The sequence below is a fragment of the Mucilaginibacter aquariorum genome (assembly GCF_024498135.1).
Lineage (GTDB): Bacteria > Bacteroidota > Bacteroidia > Sphingobacteriales > Sphingobacteriaceae > Mucilaginibacter > Mucilaginibacter aquariorum.
In genome coordinates, this window is sequence record NZ_JANHOH010000003.1 from 26,303 (window position 1) to 49,139 (window position 22,837).

At 41.9% G+C, this 22,837-nt stretch carries 18 protein-coding genes; 2 read left to right on the plus strand and 16 right to left on the minus strand.

Going from position 1 to position 22,837, the window contains the following annotated elements; all coding sequences use genetic code 11:
• Positions 1-2: 2 nt before the first annotated feature.
• From NPE20_RS15155 to NPE20_RS15195, 9 genes are all read right to left on the minus strand, one after another.
• The gene (locus NPE20_RS15155; RefSeq protein WP_256539523.1) at positions 3-1,418 is read right to left on the minus strand and encodes a glycoside hydrolase family 125 protein; all 1,416 of its coding nucleotides are present in this window, start codon (positions 1,416-1,418) and stop codon (positions 3-5) included.
• 64 nt (positions 1,419-1,482) lie between these two features.
• Positions 1,483-2,643 (minus strand): glycoside hydrolase family 76 protein, encoded by a 1,161-nt coding sequence (locus NPE20_RS15160; RefSeq protein ID WP_256539524.1) that lies wholly within the window; start codon positions 2,641-2,643, stop codon positions 1,483-1,485.
• 68 nt (positions 2,644-2,711) lie between these two features.
• Positions 2,712-3,848: a SusE domain-containing protein gene (locus NPE20_RS15165; protein WP_256539525.1), complete on the minus strand. Its 1,137-nt coding sequence runs from the start codon at positions 3,846-3,848 to the stop codon at positions 2,712-2,714.
• A 40-nt stretch (positions 3,849-3,888) separates the two neighbouring features.
• Positions 3,889-5,538, minus strand: a complete 1,650-nt coding sequence (locus NPE20_RS15170; RefSeq protein WP_256539526.1) for a RagB/SusD family nutrient uptake outer membrane protein — start codon at positions 5,536-5,538, stop codon at positions 3,889-3,891.
• A gap of 12 nt (positions 5,539-5,550) precedes the next feature.
• Positions 5,551-8,895, minus strand: coding sequence for a TonB-dependent receptor (locus NPE20_RS15175; RefSeq protein WP_256539527.1), 3,345 nt, complete (start codon positions 8,893-8,895; stop codon positions 5,551-5,553).
• 261 nt (positions 8,896-9,156) lie between these two features.
• Positions 9,157-10,107 (minus strand): FecR family protein, encoded by a 951-nt coding sequence (locus NPE20_RS15180; protein WP_256539528.1) that lies wholly within the window; start codon positions 10,105-10,107, stop codon positions 9,157-9,159.
• Between the two features lie 196 nt (positions 10,108-10,303).
• Entirely contained in the window at positions 10,304-11,227 is a 924-nt protein-coding gene (locus tag NPE20_RS15185; protein WP_256539529.1) for a helix-turn-helix domain-containing protein, read from the minus strand.
• A 72-nt stretch (positions 11,228-11,299) separates the two neighbouring features.
• On the minus strand, positions 11,300-12,148 hold the full coding sequence (locus tag NPE20_RS15190; protein ID WP_256539530.1) for an SDR family NAD(P)-dependent oxidoreductase: 849 nt from the start codon (positions 12,146-12,148) through the stop codon (positions 11,300-11,302).
• A 124-nt stretch (positions 12,149-12,272) separates the two neighbouring features.
• Positions 12,273-12,863, minus strand: a complete 591-nt coding sequence (locus NPE20_RS15195) for an RNA polymerase sigma-70 factor (RefSeq protein ID WP_256539531.1) — start codon at positions 12,861-12,863, stop codon at positions 12,273-12,275.
• Positions 12,864-13,041: 178 nt separating this feature from the next.
• On the opposite strand from NPE20_RS15195, the gene NPE20_RS15200 reads away from it, so the two are divergent.
• Together NPE20_RS15200 and NPE20_RS15205 are read left to right on the plus strand one after the other, a co-directional pair.
• Positions 13,042-14,589, plus strand: a complete 1,548-nt coding sequence (locus tag NPE20_RS15200; RefSeq protein WP_256539532.1) for an MFS transporter — start codon at positions 13,042-13,044, stop codon at positions 14,587-14,589.
• A 97-nt stretch (positions 14,590-14,686) separates the two neighbouring features.
• A complete protein-coding gene (locus NPE20_RS15205) occupies positions 14,687-15,619 on the plus strand; it encodes a hydroxypyruvate isomerase family protein (RefSeq protein ID WP_256539533.1) in 933 nt (310 codons plus the stop codon).
• Between the two features lie 5 nt (positions 15,620-15,624).
• Here NPE20_RS15205 and NPE20_RS15210 read toward each other — a convergent pair whose 3' ends face one another.
• The 7 genes from NPE20_RS15210 to NPE20_RS15240 all read right to left on the minus strand — a co-directional run bounded on the left by NPE20_RS15210 (position 15,625) and on the right by NPE20_RS15240 (position 22,836).
• Positions 15,625-16,824, minus strand: coding sequence for a hypothetical protein (locus NPE20_RS15210; protein ID WP_256539534.1), 1,200 nt, complete (start codon positions 16,822-16,824; stop codon positions 15,625-15,627).
• A 74-nt stretch (positions 16,825-16,898) separates the two neighbouring features.
• On the minus strand, positions 16,899-17,699 hold the full coding sequence (locus NPE20_RS15215; RefSeq protein WP_256539535.1) for a helix-turn-helix domain-containing protein: 801 nt from the start codon (positions 17,697-17,699) through the stop codon (positions 16,899-16,901).
• A 6-nt stretch (positions 17,700-17,705) separates the two neighbouring features.
• Complete coding sequence (locus NPE20_RS15220) at positions 17,706-18,950, minus strand: RNA polymerase sigma factor (RefSeq protein WP_256539536.1); 1,245 nt, start codon at positions 18,948-18,950, stop codon at positions 17,706-17,708.
• Between the two features lie 67 nt (positions 18,951-19,017).
• Positions 19,018-19,359, minus strand: a complete 342-nt coding sequence (locus tag NPE20_RS15225; RefSeq protein ID WP_256539537.1) for a YciI family protein — start codon at positions 19,357-19,359, stop codon at positions 19,018-19,020.
• 81 nt (positions 19,360-19,440) lie between these two features.
• Positions 19,441-20,322, minus strand: a complete 882-nt coding sequence (locus NPE20_RS15230) for an oxidoreductase (protein WP_256539538.1) — start codon at positions 20,320-20,322, stop codon at positions 19,441-19,443.
• Positions 20,323-20,411: 89 nt separating this feature from the next.
• Positions 20,412-21,476, minus strand: coding sequence for a polysaccharide deacetylase family protein (locus tag NPE20_RS15235; protein WP_256539539.1), 1,065 nt, complete (start codon positions 21,474-21,476; stop codon positions 20,412-20,414).
• Positions 21,477-21,486: 10 nt separating this feature from the next.
• Complete coding sequence (locus NPE20_RS15240; RefSeq protein ID WP_256539540.1) at positions 21,487-22,836, minus strand: glycoside hydrolase family 140 protein; 1,350 nt, start codon at positions 22,834-22,836, stop codon at positions 21,487-21,489.
• Position 22,837: the final 1 nt, after the last annotated feature.

The window sequence follows — 22,837 nt, forward strand, 5'->3', positions numbered from 1 at the left end:
TATTAAGCCAGTATGTGCGGCTTTTGTGTGTATGTTTCCCAAAGCAGTTCGCCAAACAGGGTATTAGCCCAGGCAAACCATTTACGGGTGAATTTAGTGGGGTCGTTTTTATGGAATGACTCATGCATAAAGCCTGTACCGCCATGCGTTTTGCGCAAGGTTTCAATACATTCTTTTATTTCAGCATCATCATTACTTGTTATCGCACGGATAATAATACTTATCGGCCATATCATATCTTTACCAATATGCGGGCCACCTATACCCTCGCCTGCTGTTCCTTTAAAAAAGAAGGGGTTATTTAGCGATAAAAGCATTTTACGGGTGTTAATATAAACCGGATCGGTATTTTTTACAGCGTCCAGATAAGGCATACCTAACAGGCTGGGCACATTGGCATCGTCCATTAAGTTATAACTGCCAAAGCCATTTACTTCGTAGGCGTAGATCTTACCATAATCAGGGTGATCTATTACAGCATGTTTTTGCAGTGCTGCATCTACTTCGGCAGCAAGGGCAAGCAATTCTGCGGATAAAGCGTCGTCTTTAGAAATAGTTTTCACCATTTCTGCTGATTGCTTTAAGCTGGTTACCGCGAAAAAGTTTGATGGTATCAGGTAAGAATAAATTGTAGCGTCATCACTTGGGCGGAAGGCAGAACAGATCAAACCAACAGGTTTAACAGGATAGCCATAACCATTCATAGGCACACCATCGGTAGCCCATGCTGTTTTACGCTGGAACGAGTACGGTCCGTCGTTCTCTTTGCGCTGCTGTTCTTTAAAAGTTTTCAGCACACTTTGTATGGCGGTTTTCCAACGGGCGTCAAACGGCGTTGAATCACCGGTAAGCTTCCAGTATTTATAGGCCAGGCGTATAGGGTAACAAAGCGAGTCTATCTCCCACTTACGCTCGTGCAAACCGGGCTTCATATCGGTAACATCATCCTTCCATTCTCCTACTTTATTAGCATCGTCATAAAAAGCATTGGCATATGGGTCGCGTAAAATACAGGTAACCTGGCGATTGATAACACCGGCAACTAACTTTTTAAGGTCGGCATCTTTATTAATGAAAGCAATGTACGGCCAAACCTGCGCACTGCTATCACGCAGCCACATGGCATCAATATCGCCGGTAATTACATAGGTATCAGGCTTGTTGTTTGCTAACTTATAAGTTACGGTGGTATCCAGCGTGTTTGGGAAACAGTTCTCAAAAAGCCAACCCAACTCCGGGTTCTTTACTTTCGATTTAAATTCTGTTATCGCTTTTTCAACTGATACACTTTTAAACTTTCTGGCTGATACAGGCACCCGTACTACCGGGAACGCCGCATTAGCTGCAAACGAAAACTTGTTCATTAATACACCTGCACCTAATAAAGTGGTGCTTCCAATAAATTGCCTTCTCTTCATAGTCTCAAAATAGGTAAAAAAAAATCTTCCGGGCAAATATAACCCGGAAGATCCATCTCAGTGTTTAAAATTTGCCGGCTGCTTTTAACGTGGCTGCGGCCTCCATCGTCGTAACTCCACTTATTTGTGTAGTTAGGTCTGTTGTGCCGGATGGTTTTGCTTTCCAATCCGGACTAACCATAAAATCTGGTCTGCTTATTCCCTTGACAAACAGGGTTTCGGCATTATATTTTAAGAACTTCGCGTATGCAGCGCGGTCTGTAGGCGATACATCCTCTTTTAAAGTTAAAAGAGTAAGGTACCTAACTAAAATACCTTTAAACAAACCACCATCGCCCTGGCCTTCGCTTTTAAGCAAGCCACCCGGCGATATATCCAAATCTTTAATAGTTGCGGTGGCTGTACGCACAGCATCGCTCAGGTAAGAGCCATCGCCTGTAACGTTATATAGCTCCAGCGCTGCACCGATAAATGTACCCTGGTTATAGGTGAATTTATTCTTGCTGATCTGGCCGTCATGGTTACCATTAATACCATCCCAAACAATACCGCTTGATGGGTCAACAAGGGTACTTTTTAACCAGGTGTATAACTCTTTTGCCAACGTAAGGTCGGCCTCATTTTTTTGCAGGCGATAAAGGCGCGCGGCAAATATAATAGCAGGTGCATTAGCCGGGGTGTTTTTATAGTCGAGCTGCGATTTACGCCATGCTATACCACCACCCTGGTTTGTATTAACACCTGTTTTAATATCTGTCCACAACGTACCGGCAGCGGCAAGGTAATCAGGATCGTTTGTGGCTTCGTAAGCACGCAGGGTTGACAGCGCCAGCCACTCCATATCGTCATAATACTCGTTCTGCAGTTTATTGCCATTGCTGATGCGTGTACCATTAAGAAGCGATTTTATGCGTTGTTTGTAGATCTCGTTTTTTGTACGCAGGTATGCATCAATAAGCACATCCATGGTATGGGCTTGCGGCCAATAATTATAGTTGGTATTGCCGCTATTATTCTGGATAAAGTAATTACCATTTGCCGACAGGAACGTAGCATACGTTTTGTCCTGCAGGGTATCTGATGTAGCGGCATAAGTGTAATCAATTACAGCCGATGGTTTGTTACCATATAATGGAAATGGTTTATCCTTTAAGCAGGAAGTAAGCATAACAGGGATAAGCCCCGCCAGTGCCACTTTTTTTATATGTTGGGTTATGCTGTTCATAAACTAAAGTTTGATGATTTAAAGTTTGCAAAGCCTTAAAAGCTTTGCAAACAAAATTTTTATGCAGATTATTTACCGGTTACAGTGTGCATATATGCAGGTACGTCCGCATTAAACATTACTTTGATATCCGCGTTCTTTTTATGAAAGTCGTGGTTAAACTTGTAGGTAAAATCCCATTGTGAGTTATTTACAGGCACCATGTAGTAATATGACGGTGGTGTACTTGCTGTTGCAGCACTGTTATCCGCATTTGTGCTACCAAAAAACTGGTCAGTAGCTGATCCATCAGCATTTTTGAAGCTGAACCTAAATTTATAGCGTTCATCAAGGCCCCAAGATGCCTCATATAGGTTGATAGTTTGATTATCTATCTCCCATGTACCATTGCTTGTATACGGAAGATCGAACCAGAACTTGTTATCAGGAGAAAACCATAAACTTACCTTTGTAACCTCGGCAGTTGTGAATAACGCATCGGCGAAGCTTACATTTATCCTCATCACCTTTTTATTGCCTGTAACAGTAGTTGCGCCGCCTTCAACAAGTTTGGCACCATCATAAGAAAAAATTAAAGGACTACCGGTTTTACCATCAACAAGGTGGTATTCGCCTGCTTTTAAAGAAGTATAGATCTCAAACTTACCATCAGGTGTCTTTTTGAATTTAACCGCTTTGCTTAAATCATCGCCACCTTCGGTTGCGCTGCCTGTAAGATAAACTGCATCCGGAACCTCAAAACCGGTAGGGCGTTCAACTTCAAATGTGCGTACCAGATCTGTGTTTTGTACGTTGATGCCTTTTGATGACCGCACAGTCCATTTAATTTTACCCGATTCCTGTGGTTTGATGCCATTAAGGGTGGCAATCTTATTCAGGTCGCTGTATGACAGGGTAAGTTTGTTGTATAAACCGTTACCATCTGAAGGCACCGAATAAAGGGGCTTCGAAAAATCTCCGCCCTCTTTATCAAATGCCACCTCATACAAAACCAAACCATTATCTTCTGCACGGGCCTGCTCCCACTCGAAAGAAAGGGAACCCGATGCACCGGAAGGAATCTTAACGTACTTGCCATCTTCTGGCAAAAACAAATTGCTTACCGCTGATACTTTTGTGCTGCCAAGTGTTTTGTCTTTTTTGCAGCCTGATATTACAACCAGTGCTACGATACCTGCAAGCAGGCTATAAAAAATATTTTTCATGATCTTAATTGATTATAATTTTTTTAAATACTTATTTTAATTACCAACCCGGGTTTTGTGTAAGGTTCGGATCAACCGCCCTCTCATCTCTTGGTACCGGCCATAAATAATTTTTGTTTTTATCAAACGTGCGCAGGTTGGCACGTATATAACCATTATCTACACCGGCAGGGCCAAATTTGGCACCATGCGCCCAGCCGCTCAGTACGGTTTCAGCGGTTTTCCAGCGGCGGATATCAAATATGCGTAAGCCTTCCATTGCCAGCTCCACACGGCGTTCGTCACGTATTATATTGCGCAACGATGCCTGATCGCCTGCCGGGAAGTTTAATGCTTCGGTAGCAGTAAAGCCCGCACGTGAACGAATTGCTTTGATGGTTTTGTCCCATACACCGGCATCCATTTGGTTTAGTTCGTTTTTAGCTTCGGCGTACATTAACAGCACATCAGCATAACGGATCAATATCAGGTTTAAGCCCGAGCCAAAATCTGCAACAGTAGATGTAGGATCAAAGTATTTACGTGTATAATAACCTGTTGGCGATGATGTAGCACCCGGTGCATATTCATCAAAGTGTTTTGTAGCATCCGGATTAGGATCACTGCCAGGTTTGGTATAAATAGTTTTGATGCTGTTATCGCGATCTTTCCACTGGTATAAATGATACACAACAGTATTGGTTAAACGGGGGTCGCGGTTTACATATGGGTTGTTTTCGTCATAACCAGAACCTGCTTCACCCGGTTTTTTGCCATTAGTCATCAAATAGCTATTAACCAATTCCTGGGTTGGGGCAATTGCATTTAACCTGCCGCCAACTGATATTGGCGCCATATCCCTAAAATCGCTGTATGACCTGTTAGCAACCGAAGGTGGTAAATATTGCAGATCGAATATAACCTCGCTATTGTATTCGTTTTGAGGCAAAAACAGGCCTTCGTACGAATTAAATAAGGCGTAGTTGCCGTTTGCTGTATTACCTATCAATTTTTCGCACTCGGTTACCACATCGGCCCAGCGGCTTTCATAAAGTAATACCCTTGCTTTTAATGCCACTGCTGCACCCTTGGTTACCCGGCCACGGTCGGCATCTGCTAAAGCGGTGTTTACAGGTAATGAGGCGGCGGCTTCGTCAAGCTCTTTTAAAATAAAAGCTACAACATCAGCTTTAGGTGTACGTGCTATTACTTTTGATTCGTCTATTGTCAGATCCTTCTCAATTAGCGGAACATCACCCCACCATGTCTCCAGCAGGTAGTAATGCCATGCACGGATAAACCTTGCCTCAGCTTTCATACGTGCTTTTAATGTAGCATCCATAGAGGTAACCTTGTCAACATTTTCTAAAAAGATGTTACAGGTTTTTATCCCGCGATAATGATCGCCCCACTCGCCTTTTAAACGGCCTAACGATGGGTCGTAAGTGCCGGCTGCAAGCGATGCAACACCGTTATTATCGCCACGGCCATTGTAAGCGTTGTCAGACATCGCTTCCATCGAAAAGAAGTAACTGCTATTGGATATCTGCGAATAAGCAGTATTTAAAACATTATTTGCTTTATCTGTAGTAGTCCAGTAATTGGCATCTGTAAACTTATTTTCAGGTGCCAGATCAAGCTTTTTACATGCCGATAACGCGGTTATCAGCATAAGCGCCAAGCCTATTTTATTGATATTAATTTTTTTCATGTCTGTGTAGATTTAAAGGGATATATCAATACCAAAACCATAATAGATAGGCAGAGGGTATGACCTACCACTGTTTGCACCACCGGCGGTTACGTTGCCACCCAACTCGGTCGACTCAGGATCGATGAACTTCATGCCCGAAAACGTAAGAACGTTTTGGCCGGTTAGGTAAGTCCTTACTTTCTTCATCCCGATCTTTTTAGAGATACCCTGTGGCAAAGTATAGCCTATTTGTATGTTTTTAACCCTTAAGTACGATCCATCAAACAAATACATATCAGAACCACGGCGGAAGTTATTCTCGTTAGACTGGCTGCCGCTTGCCGCAAGGCGAGGGTAACGTGCATTAGGGTTTTGTGGTGTCCAGTAATCTAACTGGTGCTGGTAAATAACCTGCGAGTAGTTTACGTGGAAAGGTTCCACCTGCTCACCCCTAACAAACATGCTGCGTTTGCCCACACCTTGTAAAAACAGGTTAAGGTCAAAACCTTTAACAGCTACGTTGTAAGTAAAGCCAAAAGTTAAACGAGGGAAGCCGTTACCTAATACAAACTTGTCGTTATCGTCAATAATACCGTCTTTGTTGATATCTACATAGCGGTTGTCGCCTGGCTGTATGTTAAGGCCGGCCGGTTTAGGGCCATTATTTATATCATCCAAATTTTGGAAGTAACCATCGCGCACCAGGCCAACGTACGAACCGATAGGCAAACCAACCTTGTTGATGATCTGCATCTCGTCGTAACTTTTTAATTGGTCGCCGCCTTCAAGCTTTAATACTTTGTTTTTGGTATCAGCTACGTTAAATGCAAAGCTGTGGTTAAACGCGCCTGTTCTTAAACGATAGTTGATATTAAGCTCCCAACCGCGGTTTTGCACCTCACCTGCATTATAATCAGGCAGGCCGGCACCAAATGTGCCCGGTACAACCGGCGGTAATAAAATATCGCGGGTAATTTTGTTGAAATAATCAGCAGATACGGTAAGCGCGTTTTTAAAGAATGTTGCATCAACACCCACGTTAAACGTAGCGGCGCGTTCCCAACGGATATTCGGATTAGCGAAACCTATTGTAGCTGTACTTTGAGCCAGGTTGTTAAAGCTGTAAAAGCTATCTGTTGATACCCCAAAAGTATTTAGGAACTGGTAATCGCCAACGTTTTGATTACCTAAGATACCGTATGAGGCACGTAACTTAAGGTCGCCAAATTTATCGCGATAATTTTGCATAAAATCCTCTTCGGTTATACGGTAACCCACAGTTCCGGAAGGGAAGAACGCGTTACGGTAATTTTTAGCGAATTTTGAAGAAGCATCAAGCCTAAAATCAAACTCACCATAGTATTTATTTTTGAATGAGTATGAAGCACGCCCGAATACAGAGTTAAGGCTGCTTTCACTTTTGTTATTATTTGTACCTGTAGATGAAGTTTCGATTATTGTACCTGTAATTGGCGTACCTAATTCAGGGTCGGTAAATTTCAGGCGCAGGTAATTACTCTCGTTATTGGTAGATTCATTTGCCACACCAACCAACACATCAACATTATGATCTTTTGCAAATGTTTTGGTGTATTGCGCCAGGAATTGTGAATTGATGAACAGGTTTTTATTATTTTCATCATTAGTGTTCCTGTCTGAACCGTAAGTACCTTTTGGTAAATAATTAACCTGTATAACACGGCCAAACATATGGTTCGATAGTAACGTACCACCAAACACACCTTTCAGCTTCAAATCTTTAGTTATACCCAACTCCGCGGTAAGGTTTCCAAATATGTTATCGTTATCGCGTTTGCGGAAACCACCTTTTTCAAGAATACCAAGCGGGTTAAATTCAGCCAATACATCATTGGTTAGGTAGTTACCCTGATCATCTTTTATTTTGTAATAGGTTGGCGTTCTGCCTGCATCTACAATAAGCGTCCCGGTGTTAAAGGAATGTTCTTTTATTTCGGTACGGGTATAAGCTAAGATACTGGTCAGCTTTAACCTGCCAAACTCGCTGCTCAAGTTCATGCGGTAATTGTAGCGCCTTAAACCATAATCGGGGCCAACCAGGTTACTACGCTGATCAAGCACCCCGGCTGATACCAGGTAGGTTGAGTTAGCGCTACCGCCCGATAAGCTCAGGTTGTGATTTTGCTGAACCGCATTTTGTAAAATAGCATCCAGGAACCATGGCTGATCGCCCTGTTGCTGAAACTGGCGAATTTGCTCTGGGCTGTAAATAGGTGTTAAACCTGCATTTACAACTGCCTGGTTACGTAAAATGGCATTTTCGAAAGAGTGTACTGGCTTATATCCAACATGCGGCACCTGCAAACCAGCTTGCCCGTTATAAGTAAGAACAGCGCCCGCATTCTTCTTACCTTTTTTTGTGGTAACCAATATTACACCATTAGCTGCACGCGAACCGTATATGGCAGCGCTACCCGCATCTTTCAATACCGATACACTTTCTATATCCTGCGGGTTAAGCAGGTTAAGGTCGCCGCCTGTTATACCATCAATAACGGTTAGCGGATTGTTGTTACCAAACGTACTTACACCACGAATGTTAATGGTTTGATAAGCGCCCGGCTCGTTACTGGTTTGTTGAATAATTAAGTTTGGCGAAGTACCCTGCAAAGCCTGTGTTAAGTTAACGGCGGGTTTGCCTTCAATTGCAGCAGCAGTGATCTGGTCAACCGCGCCAATAACATTTACACGCTTTTGTGTGCCATAACCTACCACAACAACCTCGTTAAGAGAATTTTGTGCAGCCACTAATTGTACATTAATGCCGGTAGTTTGTCCGTTAAGCGGTACCTCTTTTGTGGTAAAACCTATAAAGCTGAATACCAGAGTACCATCGGCATTTGGCAGGTCTAAAACAAAATTACCGTTAACATCGGTAACCGTGCCTAAGTTTGTGCCTTTAAGCTTTACGCTTACGCCCGGCAAAGGTAAATTGGTATCATCAAGTACCTTACCCTGTACCTTTATTGCTTTTACAGCTTCCTTTGAAAGGCCGGTGTATGTAGTAGCGGCTTCAGCCCTATCGCTGATAACTACAACGTCATCAATAATTCTGTAACCAAGGCTAAATGGAGTTAAAACCTCGTCAAGCACCTCCTTGATGCTTTTATTAGTTACATTTAGATCAACCCTGAATGACGGCTTTAGTAAGTTATCCGCGTAAGCGAATTTTACTTGTTTATCGGCCGATAATTTTTCGAGCGCATCGGTCAGCTTCATGTTTTTCAACTTAAGCGTTACCTGTTGCTCTAAAAATTTCTGGCCATAAGTATTGTTTGCAACGGCCGTAAAGCACATTAAGCAAACAACAAAGCAGGCAAGCGAGGTAAATTTCATTAATATTAATACATAACGAACTACTCCATTTGAAAATAGAGATATATTCATAGATTTGAATAAATTAAAGTGTTTGAAATTCAAGTGCAGCGTTCTGAATTCGACCTCTAAACGTACACTTAATAATAACCCGGCATTTTAATGACCCTGTTTCAAATCTCATTGAACAGGGTTTTTTTATGTATTTATGTCATCATCTGTTTTTAATTTAGGTTAATTGATAATTGGTTTATCTTTAATAATAATTGGTTTTTTTCTTTATTAACAGCCTTTGCCTTTTAAACGGTACCCCTCTCCCTCTGCAATGGCTTTACCCTTTACCAGCTTTGATATGATCTTCACTATGTTTTGTAAGGATACATTTGTAAAATTGGCCGATATAGAACATTTCGTCAGATTAGCATCGGCCTTTATCAGGATATTAAACCGGTGCTTTATAGCGTTTAGCACCTCGGGTAATGGCATATTTTTCACAATAAAATCGCCGTCTTTCCAGCCGCTAAGGGCGTTCACATCTACGCCTTGGGTTGTGATAGCGCTGTGATCTTTCTTATTAACTATAACCTCTTCGGCAGGTGTAAGAAAAACTGTTTTGGCCTGTGCCGCAACAACGCCAACTTTACCGGTAGCTACATCAACCTTTACAAAATTGTCTTCGGGGTATGCTTTTACATTAAAGCTGGTACCTAATACCTGGGTTTTTATGTTACCTGTATGAACAATGAATGATTTTTTAGCATCGTGCACAACTTCTAAAAAAGCCTCACCTACCAATGTAATTTCTCTTTTATTGCCACGGAAAGTTTCGGGATAGCTTAATTTACTACCCCCGTTTAGCCAAACTTTTGTGCCATCGGCAAGGGTTAGGTTAGTTACATGGCCGTTAGTAGCTATTATTTGCTTTTGCACTATAGGCGATACAACATCAAGCACCTGGCTGCGGTATTGGAACAGCAATGCTGAGAAAGATGCCATTGCAAATAATGATGCGGCAACCATCCATTTTTTACGACGACCCGCAGACTTAACCGGCAATGCATCAATATTGCTGATAATGCGGTTATATACCTCATCGCTATCAAAACCTGCATCCTGGCCGGCCTTTGGCTGTTGGTTAAGCTGCAGGTCGTCAAAATATTTGGTCACAAGTTTTTCCTGCAAAGAGCGGTCTTTGGCCTGGATTTTTTTTCTCAGAAAAGTAAACTTTCTCATGGTTTATATATGTAAGATGCAATTGCGGAGGCCTACCCCCTAAGCAGAGTGAAAATATTTTTATTTGTAAGGTAGGGATATCACATGCTTTTTCGATTGCACAGGTTTATAGCACATGATTATGCACTGATACATCGAATCGGAGGGATTACATCGTATACCTGCCTTGCCTTAGCTCAGCAGTTTTGCCGCCTGATTAGTTAAAAGAGCGTCGGAACTCTAATGGCGATAGGTTAGTCTTAGTTTTGAATAGCTTACTAAAGGATTGTGGGTGTTCAAAACCCAGTTCGTAGGCAACTTCACTTACAGATAAGCTGGTGGTAGATAGTTTTTCCTTCGCTTTTTCTATAAGCTTATAGTGGATGTGTTGCTGCGCGTTTTGCCCGGTTAGGGAACGCAGCATATCACTTAAATAACTTGGCGAAATATTTAAGTGTTCTGAAAGGTATTGAACCGTTGGGACTCCCTGGTTTAATGATTTTGTATTGTTGAAATACTCGTCTAAAATTTCTTCCAGTTTTTGTAACAGATCGTTATTTACCGCTTTGCGGGTAATAAACTGGCGTTTGTAAAAGCGGTTTGCGTAATTTAATAATAACTCTATCTGTGAAATAATAACATCCTGGCTAAAATCATCTATCCTGCTGTTCAACTCATCTTCAATGATCTTAAAAATGGAAATGATGGTTTCCTTTTCCTTGTCTGACAGGTGTAAGGTTTCATTTGTAGCATAAGAAAAGAAGCCATATTGCTTTATTTTTTTTGCTAAAGGATAGCTCCCAAAAAAATCCGGATGTATTAATAAAGTGTATTGAGAACATATTTCCTCATCAGTGATGCCATGGTTGCCAATAACCTGGTTAGGTGCAGCAAATAACAAGCCCCCTTCATCAAAATCATAATAACCCTGACCGTATCTTAACTTACCACCCAGGTTTGGTTTATACGAAATTTTATAAAAATGGAGTACATGAGAGTAAGGCAAATTGCTTAAGATGATCCGGTTTTTTGCACCATCTATCAAGCTAATTAACGGATGCGCAGGGGCAGGCAAACCGAAGGCCCGGTGCATATCTGATAACGATTCCATTTTAATATGGCCTATCTCTTCCTTTTTCATTTTTAAATTTAACGCAATTATAACCGGCAATGCTGTTCAATGCCAGTTATAATTAAATTATTTACCTACAGATTACTTTGAAACACCCTGCGCTGTTTTAGCAACAGCGTCCCATTCCTCCCAGGAAGCCAGTCTTTCAGTATATGCGGCGCGCACCCATGGTAAATTATTACTGCCCAAATTAATACGCAAAGGCGGGTTTTCGGCATCAACTATTTTAAAGATCGCTTCAGGTGTTGCATCGGGATCGCCTTTTTCCATCTCCCCTAATCCATTAAAAAATTGCGTTTTAAAATCCTGGTAAATATCAAGGCCCGCTGCAAATTTTAAAGAATCTTGCGTACCGAACTCGGTAGCATAAGCACCAGGCTCTATAATAGTTACCTTAATGCCGAAATCTTTAACTTCTAAAGCTAAACTTTCGTGAATAGCCTCGAACGCCCATTTGGTAGAACAGTAATAGCCAATCACCGGTAATACTACATGCCCAAGATTGCTGGATGTACCAAGGATGTGGCCTCCGCCTTGCTCACGCAGCAATGGCAACGCCGCCTGGATAACAGCAACCGGGCCTAAAACGTTGGTTTCATACATGGCCTTTATTTCATCAGCACTGCATTCCTCAATGGTGCCCACCAGCGAATAGCCGGCATTGTTAAGTACGATATCCAGCCTGCCGAAATGGGCGTGTGCCTGCGCCACAGTTGCCTTCACCTGATTAGGGTTGGTCACGTCAAGCTCTAATGTCAGCACATTTGCGCCATACTTTTCTTTAAGATCGGCGATACTTTCCAACTTACGTGCTGTAGCAACTACCTTGTCGCCACGCTTTAGCGCCGCGTCGGCCCAAACCCGTCCAAAACCGCGGGAAGCACCTGTAATAAACCAAACCTTACCTGAATTATCATTTTGATGTGTCATGATTTTTTTAAATTAATGATACATCAAAGGTCAACAGATGCTATTAACTGCTTGTAGCCTAATCGAGCGATTTTGTAGCCAAATTGAGAACGTACGGTATCAGGAGAAGTTAATGTAGGTGGAGTTAGCTTTCTGCTATCAGGATCAAAGCGGCGATTATCATGGGCAGGTAATCGGTAAGGCCGGCGCGTAAATAGCGCAGTGCAATGGTCATTTGGTTTTCAACCGTTTTTATGGAGATATTTAAACGGGAAGCTATCTCTTTGTTAGACAGGTATTCTTTACGGCTAAGTGTAAATATCTGCCGGCATTTTTCAGGCAGGCGCTCTACGTTATTTTCCAGTATAGTGCTAATGTCGTTTTGCAGTAGCTTACTATCCGTAGCGTATTTTTCGGTAAGCATGGCAATAGCCGAAAGATCAAGCGTGGCTTTTTGCGTGCGGATATACATCAACACCCGGTTTTTAATGGCCACCTTTAGGTACCACTCTAACGAGGATATATTCAGGTTGTTTCTCTTCGTCCAAAGATCTATAAATAATTCCTGCACCAGATCTTCGCAGATAGCCTTATCGCGAAAAAGGTTATAGGCTACATGATAAATTTTGGGCGAATATTTATTGTACAGCATTTCAAACGCCTTACGGTCATCCAGCCTTAACAGAGCTAATAATTCTGCATCTGGCCACATTTGATATTCCTTTTCTGGAAGCATAAATGGACGGTAATTGGTTTGTGTAATTGGTAAGGCATAATTACAAAGTTTATTTTAAATAAAAAATAGCTTAGTGTATTTTACATGCTCTGTTCCACATTAAATAATTGAACATATGGAACAGCCTACAATAGTTTTACCATGCGTTTTCAGTAAGTTTACTTTATAAACCTTTGATATGGCAACAGTTGCATTGGGTAGTAAAGCCGGTAAATGGATAATGGTGTCGTCCATTATGGCATCGGCAATGGCGTTTATTGATAGCACTGCGCTTAATGTGGTGTTGCCATCGCTCCAAAAAAGCCTCAACGCAAGCGGAACCGATCTGTTTTGGATATTGAATGCCTATCTGCTTATGTTGGCGGCGCTCATACTCATTGGCGGTTCGCTGGGCGATAGGCTTGGCCGTAAAAAGGTATTTATGGCTGGCATTTTTATTTTTATCCTGGGTTCGGCGGCTTGCGGTTTTGCGCCGAGTGTTACGCTGCTTGTGGTGTTCAGGATGCTGCAGGGTATTGGGGGTGCGCTCATGATCCCGGGCAGTTTATCGCTCATCTCCTCTTCTATCAATCCAAAAGAACGTGGCAAGGCCATTGGCACCTGGAGCGCCTTTACAACAGTGGTTACTATGGGCGGCCCTATATTGGGTGGCGCCTTTGGCGATGCAGGCCTGTGGCGTTATATCTTTTTTATAAACATCCCTATCGGCGTAGCTGCATTGTTCATATTAGCCAGGGAAGTAAAAGAAATAAAGGATGAAGACGGCGTCCAAGGCTTGGATTTTGCCGGTGCTATAGCTATTGCATTGGGTTTGGCTGCCCTTACTTTCGGCTTTTTGCGAATACCCGCTGTAGGTTTAAATAATTGGCAGGTATACAGTTCATTAGGCGGGGGCCTGTTTTTACTGTTAGTTTTTCTAATTATCGAAAAGAAAAGCAAATACCCCATGATGCCTTTGCAGCTATTTAGCAACTTAACCTTTAGCGGCGCTAATTTGCTTACTTTTTTCCTTTATGCAGGTTTGGGTGCCGGTATGCTTTTCCTGGGGTTGAACATGGTACAGGTGCAGGGTTATAGTCAGCTGCAATCCGGTTTAACTTTCCTCCCATTTACGGTTTTAATGATAACCCTTGCCCGCTTTGCAGGCGCACAGGCCGATAAACATGGCCCGAGGCTATTATTAATATGCGGCCCGGCTATTGCAGGCGCAGGATTGCTTATTTTATCGTTTGTGAAGCAAACCGCAGGCCCGGCAGACTACTGGACAACATTTTTCCCGGGGATACTGGTTTTTGGGTTGGGCATGTCGCTCACTGTAGCGCCGCTTACAACCGCGGTAATGGGTTCGGTAAGCGACCATTTTTCGGGAACGGCATCGGGCGTAAACAATGCACTTACCCGTATAGCCAGTGTTTTTGCTAACGCGATATTAGGCGCGCTGGCCGTATTGTTTTTTTCGGGGGCGCTGCAGGGAGAGCTTAAAAATATAAAGCTGGATAGTAAGCAAAAACAAGTTATAGAAAAGCAGTCAATTAATTTGGGGAATGCTAAAGTACCCGAAGGTTTTGAGGGAAAAGACAAAGCAGTTATTGAAAAAGCTTACAAAGAAAGTTTTATCTCCGCCTTTGGTAAAATCATGCAGATATCGGCGTTTTCAGGTTTTCTAGGGGCGTTAATGGCCGTTTTTTTCATCAAAAATAGCGCAGTAAAAAAGGGCAAGGAGTAATGTGCTACCGTTCTTAAATTCATTAAATAATATTAGCGTGTAGTAATCTTCATAAAAAATTGGATATTACACCACCAAATATTTATACCTCCAAACCATGGATAGAAGCAGCTTTTTAAAAAATAGTTTATTGGCATCGGGTGCTTTATTGGCCGGTAACGCGGTTTTAGCAAGTACCACCACAAGTTGCAATAATGATATAGCCATTGCCCCCGGCAAGCCCTTTAATATGAACTATGGCCCACACGATGGGATGTTCAAAAATTCGGCAGGCGCCAATTTCCTTGATCAGATCCAATTTATGTACGATCAGGGTTTCCGCAGCATTGAAGATAACGGCATGAGCAGCAGAACCCCGGCCGAGCAGGAAAAAATTGGCAATCTACTGGCTAAACGGGGTATGGCAATGGGTGTTTTTGTATTGGATAAAGGCGGCAACGGTGCCAACACCTTAGCTGCCGGCAAACAGGAATACATTGATATTTTTTTAAAAGGCTGCCGGCAGGCTGTAGAGGTTTCTAAAAGATGCGGTGGTAAATTAGCTACAGTAGTACCAGGCGATTTTGCAAGGAACCTTCCGTTGGATATTCAGAATGCCAATGTAATTACAGCATTAAGAAAAGGTGCCGAAATTTTAGAGCCACACGGCATTGTTATGGTGCTGGAGCCCTTAAGCGATACGCCCGATCTGTATTTAAGAACATCGGCACAAACTTATATGATATGTAAAGGGGTAAATAGCCCGTCGTGCAAAATATTGTATGATATGTACCACATGCAAAAGAATGAGGGGAACATGATCAACAATATTAAACTTACCTGGGATGAGATAGCCTACTTCCAGATAGGTGACAATCCCGGTCGTAACGAGCCTACAACCGGTGAAGTGAACTACAAGAACATCTTTAAATTTCTGCACGAGAGAGGCTACAAGGGTGTATTAGGTATGGAACATGGTAACTCCCGCCCGGGCAAAGAAGGCGAGCTGCGTGTAATTGAAGCTTACCGGGAAAGCGATAAGTTTTTGTAGAAGTACTATTTGTGTAAAGGCTCGTAAGCGTATACAATATGATAAGGCGTGTTTTTTAACTTGGCCGACAGTTGCCCTATCCCCAAATTTTCGGCTTGTGGGGTTGGCTCACATACCGAGTAAGCTTTGCCTTTGTACACAATAGGATCACCTATGGGCTTGCTAAATTCAACCGCCATGGTAATATGTGTGGGATACAACAAGGCAATCATAGGCAAATTATAGATCTCTTTCACCAAATAAAAGAACAGAGCTGCACGGTCATCACAATCGCTATAGTTTGAGGCAAGGGTCTCGCCCGGCGAAAGGCGTTTTTCCTTACCAAAATTATCATTATCGTTCTCGTAAAGGAAAGCATAACGGGTAAAACGCATCAGATAGTCTACTCCCTTTTTCTCGTCCATACCCTTCATATTCTTCTTTAACAGCGGGATAAGTGACCCGTAGGTTTCTTTACTTAATGGGATATTAAAATATGTTTCAAAACTAACACTGGGGTAATTATTAAATGCTTTTTCCTGATCGGTATTTAGCTTTATTTTGAAAGAATATGTTTTATGATCATACACAAAAGACATTTGTTTTTCAATATCATGCTCGGGTTTAAAGTCGGGCATCATAGTAACCTTGTATGAAAATGCTTTTGTTGCTGCTGCGATCGGGATGTTTACCGGTATAGGCGGGTCGTTATTCAGATCGGCCTTAGCATAATCATGATAGTTTAGGCAAACAAACTGCTTTCCATCAACCATAAAGTATGGTATATCGCTGATATCCTCGTTATTGTAAACATAAAATGTAAGCTTTTGATGGGATAATGCCAGCCGTGCATCATAACCAGACTTATTGAGCATGAACCACTTATAAAATGTATATCTGCCGTAATTAACTTCTTTAGGGCTTATTTGCTGCGCCACCCTGCGAATCAGCTGATAATACAGCCAATCGTTTAGTTGATGCTCTTGTTTATAGCTTACAAGCGAATCGATAATGGGTTGATAATTGCCTGCATTAATAGCTGTATAACTTTTTATAAATGCTTCTGCACTAAGCTGCTGAGGCAGGTCAATTAAAACAGAATTATCAACCTTAACCAGGAAAGGGTCTTTATAAAAGTCTACACGCACTTCTTGCCCCTGCCCTTTAACTTTGGTAAATGACAGCACAAGCAGTACTGAAAGCAAAAAGTAAGAAAGCCTGCGCATGGCTTAATAATTTGGTTACATTAAATATACGTTATTTTAACGATTACATAACATAAAAAATTATTATTTAAAGGCTATACTCTTGATGGCGAAACACCAAATTTATTCTTAAAAGCAAACGAAAAATGCGACAGATCTTCAAAACCCAGTTCCAGGTAAACATCAGATGGCGCCTTGCCTTTTTCTTTTATCAGGTAATGCGCTTCCTGTAACCTGCGTTGCTGCAACCACCGGCTTGGTGTGCTGTTAAATATATTTTCAAAATCTCGTTTAAAAGTAGCCAGGCTGCGGCCGGTGAGATAAGCAAATCTTTTTAGCTGCACATTAAAGTGGAAGTTCTTTTCCATAAACCCTTCCAGATCTATTTTACCGGGTTCGCTAAAATCAAACAGCACATCTTTTAAGTCGGGATTGCTTTGTAATAAGATCAATATAAGCTCGCGAAGTTTTAAGGTTTGCAGCTTTTCGTTTATTACTATCCCCTCTTGCTGATAGGGCAGCAACGAATCCATATAACTTTTAAATATGGGTTCACTTTTGGGGATGATTATTGTATCTCCTTTGTAATGCGATGATGCTTTGTAGCCGTATTCGATGCTAAAATCGCGCAGTGTTTCCTGGTCAAGATAAACCGATACCGATTTAAATTCGCCATTGGGTGGTGGCTGCTTTAAAAACTTAACCAGGTTGTTGCGCCTGATGAACCTGTAATCGCCCGGGTTAAAAATATATTGTTTTTGACCATCGTTCATGGTAAGTGTACCCGAAATTTGATAACTAAACACGTGTTCGGGAACAAACTGTTCGCCCTCGCGACTGCGGGTAAAGTAACAGGAGTACGTTATTTTAGGACTATTTTCTAATTCGCGTGGCATTGTTTTTCAGTTTGATTGAACACTTAGTTCACCTATTTTATTTGATATAATAGTTTTATCAGCTGCCGATTTGGCCAATTTTAATGCATCTTTAAAATGCATCAAGGCTTTAACGTTATCAATATTTGTATAAAGCTCGCCTAAAAGGGAGTGAAAAAGGTGGTTATCTACAAGTTTTAATTTTTCGGCGGCTATAATTGCTTCTGGCTTTCCATTAGCTTTTGATAGCGCGTAGGTACGGTTCAGTGCCGCCATGGGCGAATATTCTATTTGCAATAATTGATTATACAACTGTAAAATGCTCTCCCATTTCTGCCCGGTATCTTCTTTTATTGTATGCCAGTAAGCAATATTAGCTTCTAAATGGTATTTTGATATTTCGTCTCCACGGGATGCCTGGCTCAGATAATCCATCCCCTTGTTTATTAACTCTTTGTTCCACAGATCCGTATTCTGATCCTGGTATAAAACAGTATCGCCGTTTTTATCCGTCCGGGCTTCAAACCTTGAAGCATGAAAACACATTAAAGACATTAATGCATTTACCGAAGGTTCATCAGTAGAGGGATTCTCGATAAGCAGATGCGTTAAACGCATGGCTTCCAAACAAAGGTCCTGCCGCAGGGTAATATTCTGGCTGGAAGAGTAATACCCCTCGTTAAAAAGAAGATACAGGGTTATCAATACAATTTCGAGGCGTTTATTTATTTCCTGCTTATTTGGAAATTCAATTTTCACCTTCTCTGTCCGCAGAGTTTCTTTAGCCCTAAATAACCGCTTGTTGATGGTTTCTTTATTGGTTAAAAAGGCATCGGCAATTTCCTCAATACCAAAACCGCAAAGTATCCGCAGGGATAAACCTATCTGCGCATTAACCGGTATGGCAGGATGGCAAATAGCGAACATCATTTGCAACTGGCTGTCCACAATGTTTTTTTCGGACAGGTCTATCTCTATTTCGCCGGTGCTGGTGGCAAACGAATTGCTTATTTGAGCAACTATTTTTTGATGAAATAGTGCATCGCGCTTAAAATAGTCTTTAGCTTTATTTGAGGCAACTTTATAAAGCCAGGCAACCGGGTTTTCCGGCAAGCCTTTATGCCCCCATGTTTCAGATGCCAACAGGAATGTATCGCTTGCAATATCTTCGGCGATCTCTATATGCGAGATGCCAAAAAGCTTACACAGCACAGCGGTTATTTTCCTGTACTCGGTTCTGAATAAATGTGGTATTAATTCTTGTTGCTCCATAATAAAGCCAAAAGCCCTTGTAAATTCACAAAGGCTTTTGGGTTATTTTAACTATTACCTATGGCCCTTACATTACGTTTATTTCGCGCACCTCAACGTTGCCACCGTAATTAAAAACAGGGCAACCGCTTGCCAGTTCAACAGCTTCGTCAATTGAATCGGCTTTAACAATGGTGTAGCCGCCAATTAGCTCCTTAATTTCGGTGTATGGGCCATCTGTAACTACATTGTTTGGCCTTACAACTTTGCCGCCGCTTGCTAAACTGCTACCCCGGTCGCTTAATTTGTTTTGAGCAGCAATACCGCCAACCCAATCCATCCATTTTTTTGTTAAAGCCTGCAATTCTTCGGGGGATCCTTTAGGGATATTTTCGAAGTCGTTTCTGAAAACAAATAAGAAATCTTTCATTTTGTTAAATTTTAATTGTTAAAACCTAATGACGATCGGCTTTTACAATATTGGACAAAATAAAAACATTTCTTTTAAATATTATTTTTTCAGGGTGAGATACCTTTTTCCTTGTTCTGATTCCAGGAAATTTTCGGCATCGTCATGATCTGTTGAAATACTCACCGATTCCCATTTTTCCAACTCGGCTAATTTTGCTGCTTCAGAGTATTTTACAATTGCCACTGCCTCGCTGCCTAATAGCAAATGTAATGGTGGCTCTGGCTGTTCAACAATGTCTATCATCACTTTTGCCGCTTTATCAGGGTCGCCCATTGGAGTAAAACTGCCGCTTTTAAAGAAATTAGCCCTTTGATTAACCGTATCATAACCTTCAATTTCGCGGGCATAATCCATTGAGTCGCCGGCCCAATCTGTACGGAAACCACCGGGCTCAATACAAGTCACCTTGATACCAAAAGATGCTACCTCAATAGCCAATCCTTCACTAAAGCCGCTTAAACCAAACTTAGCTGCCTGATAAATAGTTACGCCACCACTACCTACGCGGCCACCTATCGAGCTTATCTGCAAAATATGCCCCGAACGTTGTTTACGCATATAAGGTAATACCGCACGGGTTATTTCAATTGGTGCGTATAAATTTGTTTCCAGCTGACTGCGGACCTGCTCATCGGTAAAAGCTTCTACAGCTCCTGTAATACCAAAACCAGCATTATTTACCAATACATCTATCCTGCCAAAATGATCGACTGTATCTGCAACGGCCTGGTACACCTCATCGTGTTGGGTAACATCCAGCGATATTGGGAAGATCTGGTCGGGATACTTCTCTACCAGATCTTTTAATTTATCGGTATTACGGGCTGTGGCCGCTACTTTTTCGCCTTTTGCAAGTACTGCCTCTGTTAAGCTGCGTCCCAATCCGCGGGAGCTGCCTGTTATAAACCAAACTTTTGTCATTGTTTTAATTGTTATTTGTTTAAAACAAAGGTAGGCTGTACAAGAAGTTACAGCTTTGTTGAAAGGTTCAATCTGTTTTGTTAAAACGTTCAGGATTTACTTTTTTGTTGATGTTTAAGTTGGTTAAAACATAATACTATTTTATCACTACCGGGTATGGCGTTAAATACTACTTTTCTTTTATCCATCACAAAATCAGTTCGCTTGCCGTTCTGCATAATGCTTTTAATCTTATGCCCATTTGTATTCAGGTTAATAGTTAAAGGCTGGTCAAAATCTTTGCTGTTACTTAGCGTATCTGTAAGGGATAACTCCCAACTTTTAGTGGTGCGGCTAATTACAGTTAGTTTAGCACAGTTACGCTCTTTATGGTATTGTATCACATTTTTAAATGGCGCTATCCATAGGTCGGTTTTACGTTGCTCCAATTCGGCCAAATGTTCTTTAAATACAGCTTCGGGGGTAATGATCCAACCATCGGCAATACCATGATATGTTGGGCAGAACCAGCCGCCATCTGCAATGGTCTGGTCAATGTATTTGCCAAAATCAGTCATGGAGGCAGAATCGGCAATCATTGCGCTGTTAACGTTGTAATAATCATCGTTCGTTTTGGCAAAATCGTATTTATTGTAGGCATAAGGTTTGTTTTGCGTGGCCCTCGTCCCTATAAACAATTTGCTTATAGTTTGCCTGATACCTTTGTCCTTTTCGGTATTACCGCCGCCTTCGCCAAAGGGATAAGCATGAGTTATAACCTTTTGCGAGGGCACATAATCGTTTATCAATTTGTTAGATCCTATGCTTTCAATAGTGATGCTATCAAGCGGTATATTTTTAAAATGCGGATGCGTAATACAGTGGTTGGCTATCTCATTGCCTGCTAATGCTGCCTTGTTCACCAGATCCCAGTTTTGCAGCTGGCTGTCAATGGTTTTAACGGTAACAAAAAACGTAGATTTAAAACCATGCTGCATTAGCAATGGCAACGCTACATAAAATTGACCGCGAAGGCCATCATCAAATGTGAGCGTTACCGCGGCCTTTTTGTTATTGAACCATGGCGCAATGGTATAATCGAGCTTAGCTGCCTTTTGTGCGAAGCAGCAAAAGCTTACAAATCCACTTAATATAAAGCAGGTTAAAAATTTCACAATCAAATATTTATAATTTCTGATATTGTTTAGCGGCATCATCTAAAACCAAAACCCAATCCTGCCCATAACCATTTGATGGTGGTGTGAATTTGTTGTTCTGTTTGTTTGATACAGTACCGATGTCCTCTGTTTTTCCATCGCGCGGGTTATACCAGTAAGCATTTAGGTTTGTGCCGGATATCTTGTTAGCCACCACGGTAAAAGGTTTCCCGGCAGCAGAATATACAAACAGGTAATCTTTACCACGGGCAGCCTGTACACGTTCAGCGGGGCTGTTATTTCCTTCCAATACGGCCGATTGGTCGGGTATCCTATCCAGCATGGGGTGCGATTCCATTAGCTTGTGTACATAGCGCATTTGATTTGCTCCGGGCAGGTCTACAGCTTCGTACCAAAACATGTGCGGACCATTAACCGGTTCGTGTTTGAGCGAATACATCTGCCAGATATCGTGGCAGCCATAAGTATGCCCAAACGCCCCCGAAAGCAAATCCAGATAGGCAGATTTTCTTACATCATAAGCACTTGAAGTACCCAGATCTTTTACATTAAAGCAAACGGGGTGGTCTTCGTAAATAGGTTCGCCATCAATAGTGGGTTTTGTGGGTATGGTGTTGTACGAAGCATTTATCCTGTCGTAAACAGGCACATCCCGGCAATGGCCGGTCTGGAACATATTAAAGGTAAACCAGTCCTCGTTCCTGAACCACTCTGCCGATCCTAACTCATTTGGCTGGCAATGATAGGTAATTACAGCTTTATTATCAGTAACCTTCATAATTGCCTTACCCATAGCGCGCCAAACGGCAATATCCTTCTCGTCGCGGGGCTGGCGGTCGCCCCCTAAGATCCAGATGATGTTTGTTTTGTTCTTATAACGTTTTGCCAGCCAGGTTGCATAAATAGCCGCATTTTGTTCATTCAATATCTCGGGGCCTTTACCCCAGGTGCTGGCGTTGAGCTTATCTCCCCATGTAGGCAGTAAACCTATGCTGATGCCATACTCAGCAGCTTTATTAATAATATAATCTACATGCTCAAAGTACTTTTCATTCGGTTTGGTCAGGTCTTCATTGATCAATGGCTTATCACCATAAGCGTTTGGGTCGCGGATACCATCCATCTCGGCCAATGCCACCGCCTGTACAAGAGTAAAGCCCTGTTCGCTGCGTTTTTTTAGGTATTTATCAGCGTCCTCGCGGTTTAGGCGATGGAAAAGTTCCCATGCGGTATCCCCCATCCAAAAAAATGGTTTACCGGCTTTTAGGATGTAGTGCTTATCCGCACTAACACTAAACTGCGCCGGGGCTATTTGTGCTATCGCGATAAAAATAGCGAGCGAGACTAATTTTTTCATA

What these genes read in the sequence shown, in the direction of transcription:
- NPE20_RS15195 (WP_256539531.1), bottom strand. Translation starts at nt 12,863, where the DNA reads ATGCTTCCAGAAAAGGAATATCAAATGTGGCCAGATGCAGAATTATTA.
- NPE20_RS15170 (WP_256539526.1), bottom strand. Translation starts at nt 5,538, where the DNA reads ATGAAAAAAATTAATATCAATAAAATAGGCTTGGCGCTTATGCTGATA.
- NPE20_RS15200 (WP_256539532.1), top strand. Translation starts at nt 13,042, where the DNA reads ATGGCAACAGTTGCATTGGGTAGTAAAGCCGGTAAATGGATAATGGTG.
- NPE20_RS15160 (WP_256539524.1), bottom strand. Translation starts at nt 2,643, where the DNA reads ATGAACAGCATAACCCAACATATAAAAAAAGTGGCACTGGCGGGGCTT.
- NPE20_RS15225 (WP_256539537.1), bottom strand. Translation starts at nt 19,359, where the DNA reads ATGAAAGATTTCTTATTTGTTTTCAGAAACGACTTCGAAAATATCCCT.
- NPE20_RS15190 (WP_256539530.1), bottom strand. Translation starts at nt 12,148, where the DNA reads ATGACACATCAAAATGATAATTCAGGTAAGGTTTGGTTTATTACAGGT.
- NPE20_RS15220 (WP_256539536.1), bottom strand. Translation starts at nt 18,950, where the DNA reads ATGGAGCAACAAGAATTAATACCACATTTATTCAGAACCGAGTACAGG.
- NPE20_RS15215 (WP_256539535.1), bottom strand. Translation starts at nt 17,699, where the DNA reads ATGCCACGCGAATTAGAAAATAGTCCTAAAATAACGTACTCCTGTTAC.
- NPE20_RS15155 (WP_256539523.1), bottom strand. Translation starts at nt 1,418, where the DNA reads ATGAAGAGAAGGCAATTTATTGGAAGCACCACTTTATTAGGTGCAGGT.
- NPE20_RS15165 (WP_256539525.1), bottom strand. Translation starts at nt 3,848, where the DNA reads ATGAAAAATATTTTTTATAGCCTGCTTGCAGGTATCGTAGCACTGGTT.
- NPE20_RS15240 (WP_256539540.1), bottom strand. Translation starts at nt 22,836, where the DNA reads ATGAAAAAATTAGTCTCGCTCGCTATTTTTATCGCGATAGCACAAATA.
- NPE20_RS15205 (WP_256539533.1), top strand. Translation starts at nt 14,687, where the DNA reads ATGGATAGAAGCAGCTTTTTAAAAAATAGTTTATTGGCATCGGGTGCT.
- NPE20_RS15175 (WP_256539527.1), bottom strand. Translation starts at nt 8,895, where the DNA reads ATGAAATTTACCTCGCTTGCCTGCTTTGTTGTTTGCTTAATGTGCTTT.
- NPE20_RS15210 (WP_256539534.1), bottom strand. Translation starts at nt 16,824, where the DNA reads ATGCGCAGGCTTTCTTACTTTTTGCTTTCAGTACTGCTTGTGCTGTCA.
- NPE20_RS15230 (WP_256539538.1), bottom strand. Translation starts at nt 20,322, where the DNA reads ATGACAAAAGTTTGGTTTATAACAGGCAGCTCCCGCGGATTGGGACGC.
- NPE20_RS15185 (WP_256539529.1), bottom strand. Translation starts at nt 11,227, where the DNA reads ATGAAAAAGGAAGAGATAGGCCATATTAAAATGGAATCGTTATCAGAT.
- NPE20_RS15180 (WP_256539528.1), bottom strand. Translation starts at nt 10,107, where the DNA reads ATGAGAAAGTTTACTTTTCTGAGAAAAAAAATCCAGGCCAAAGACCGC.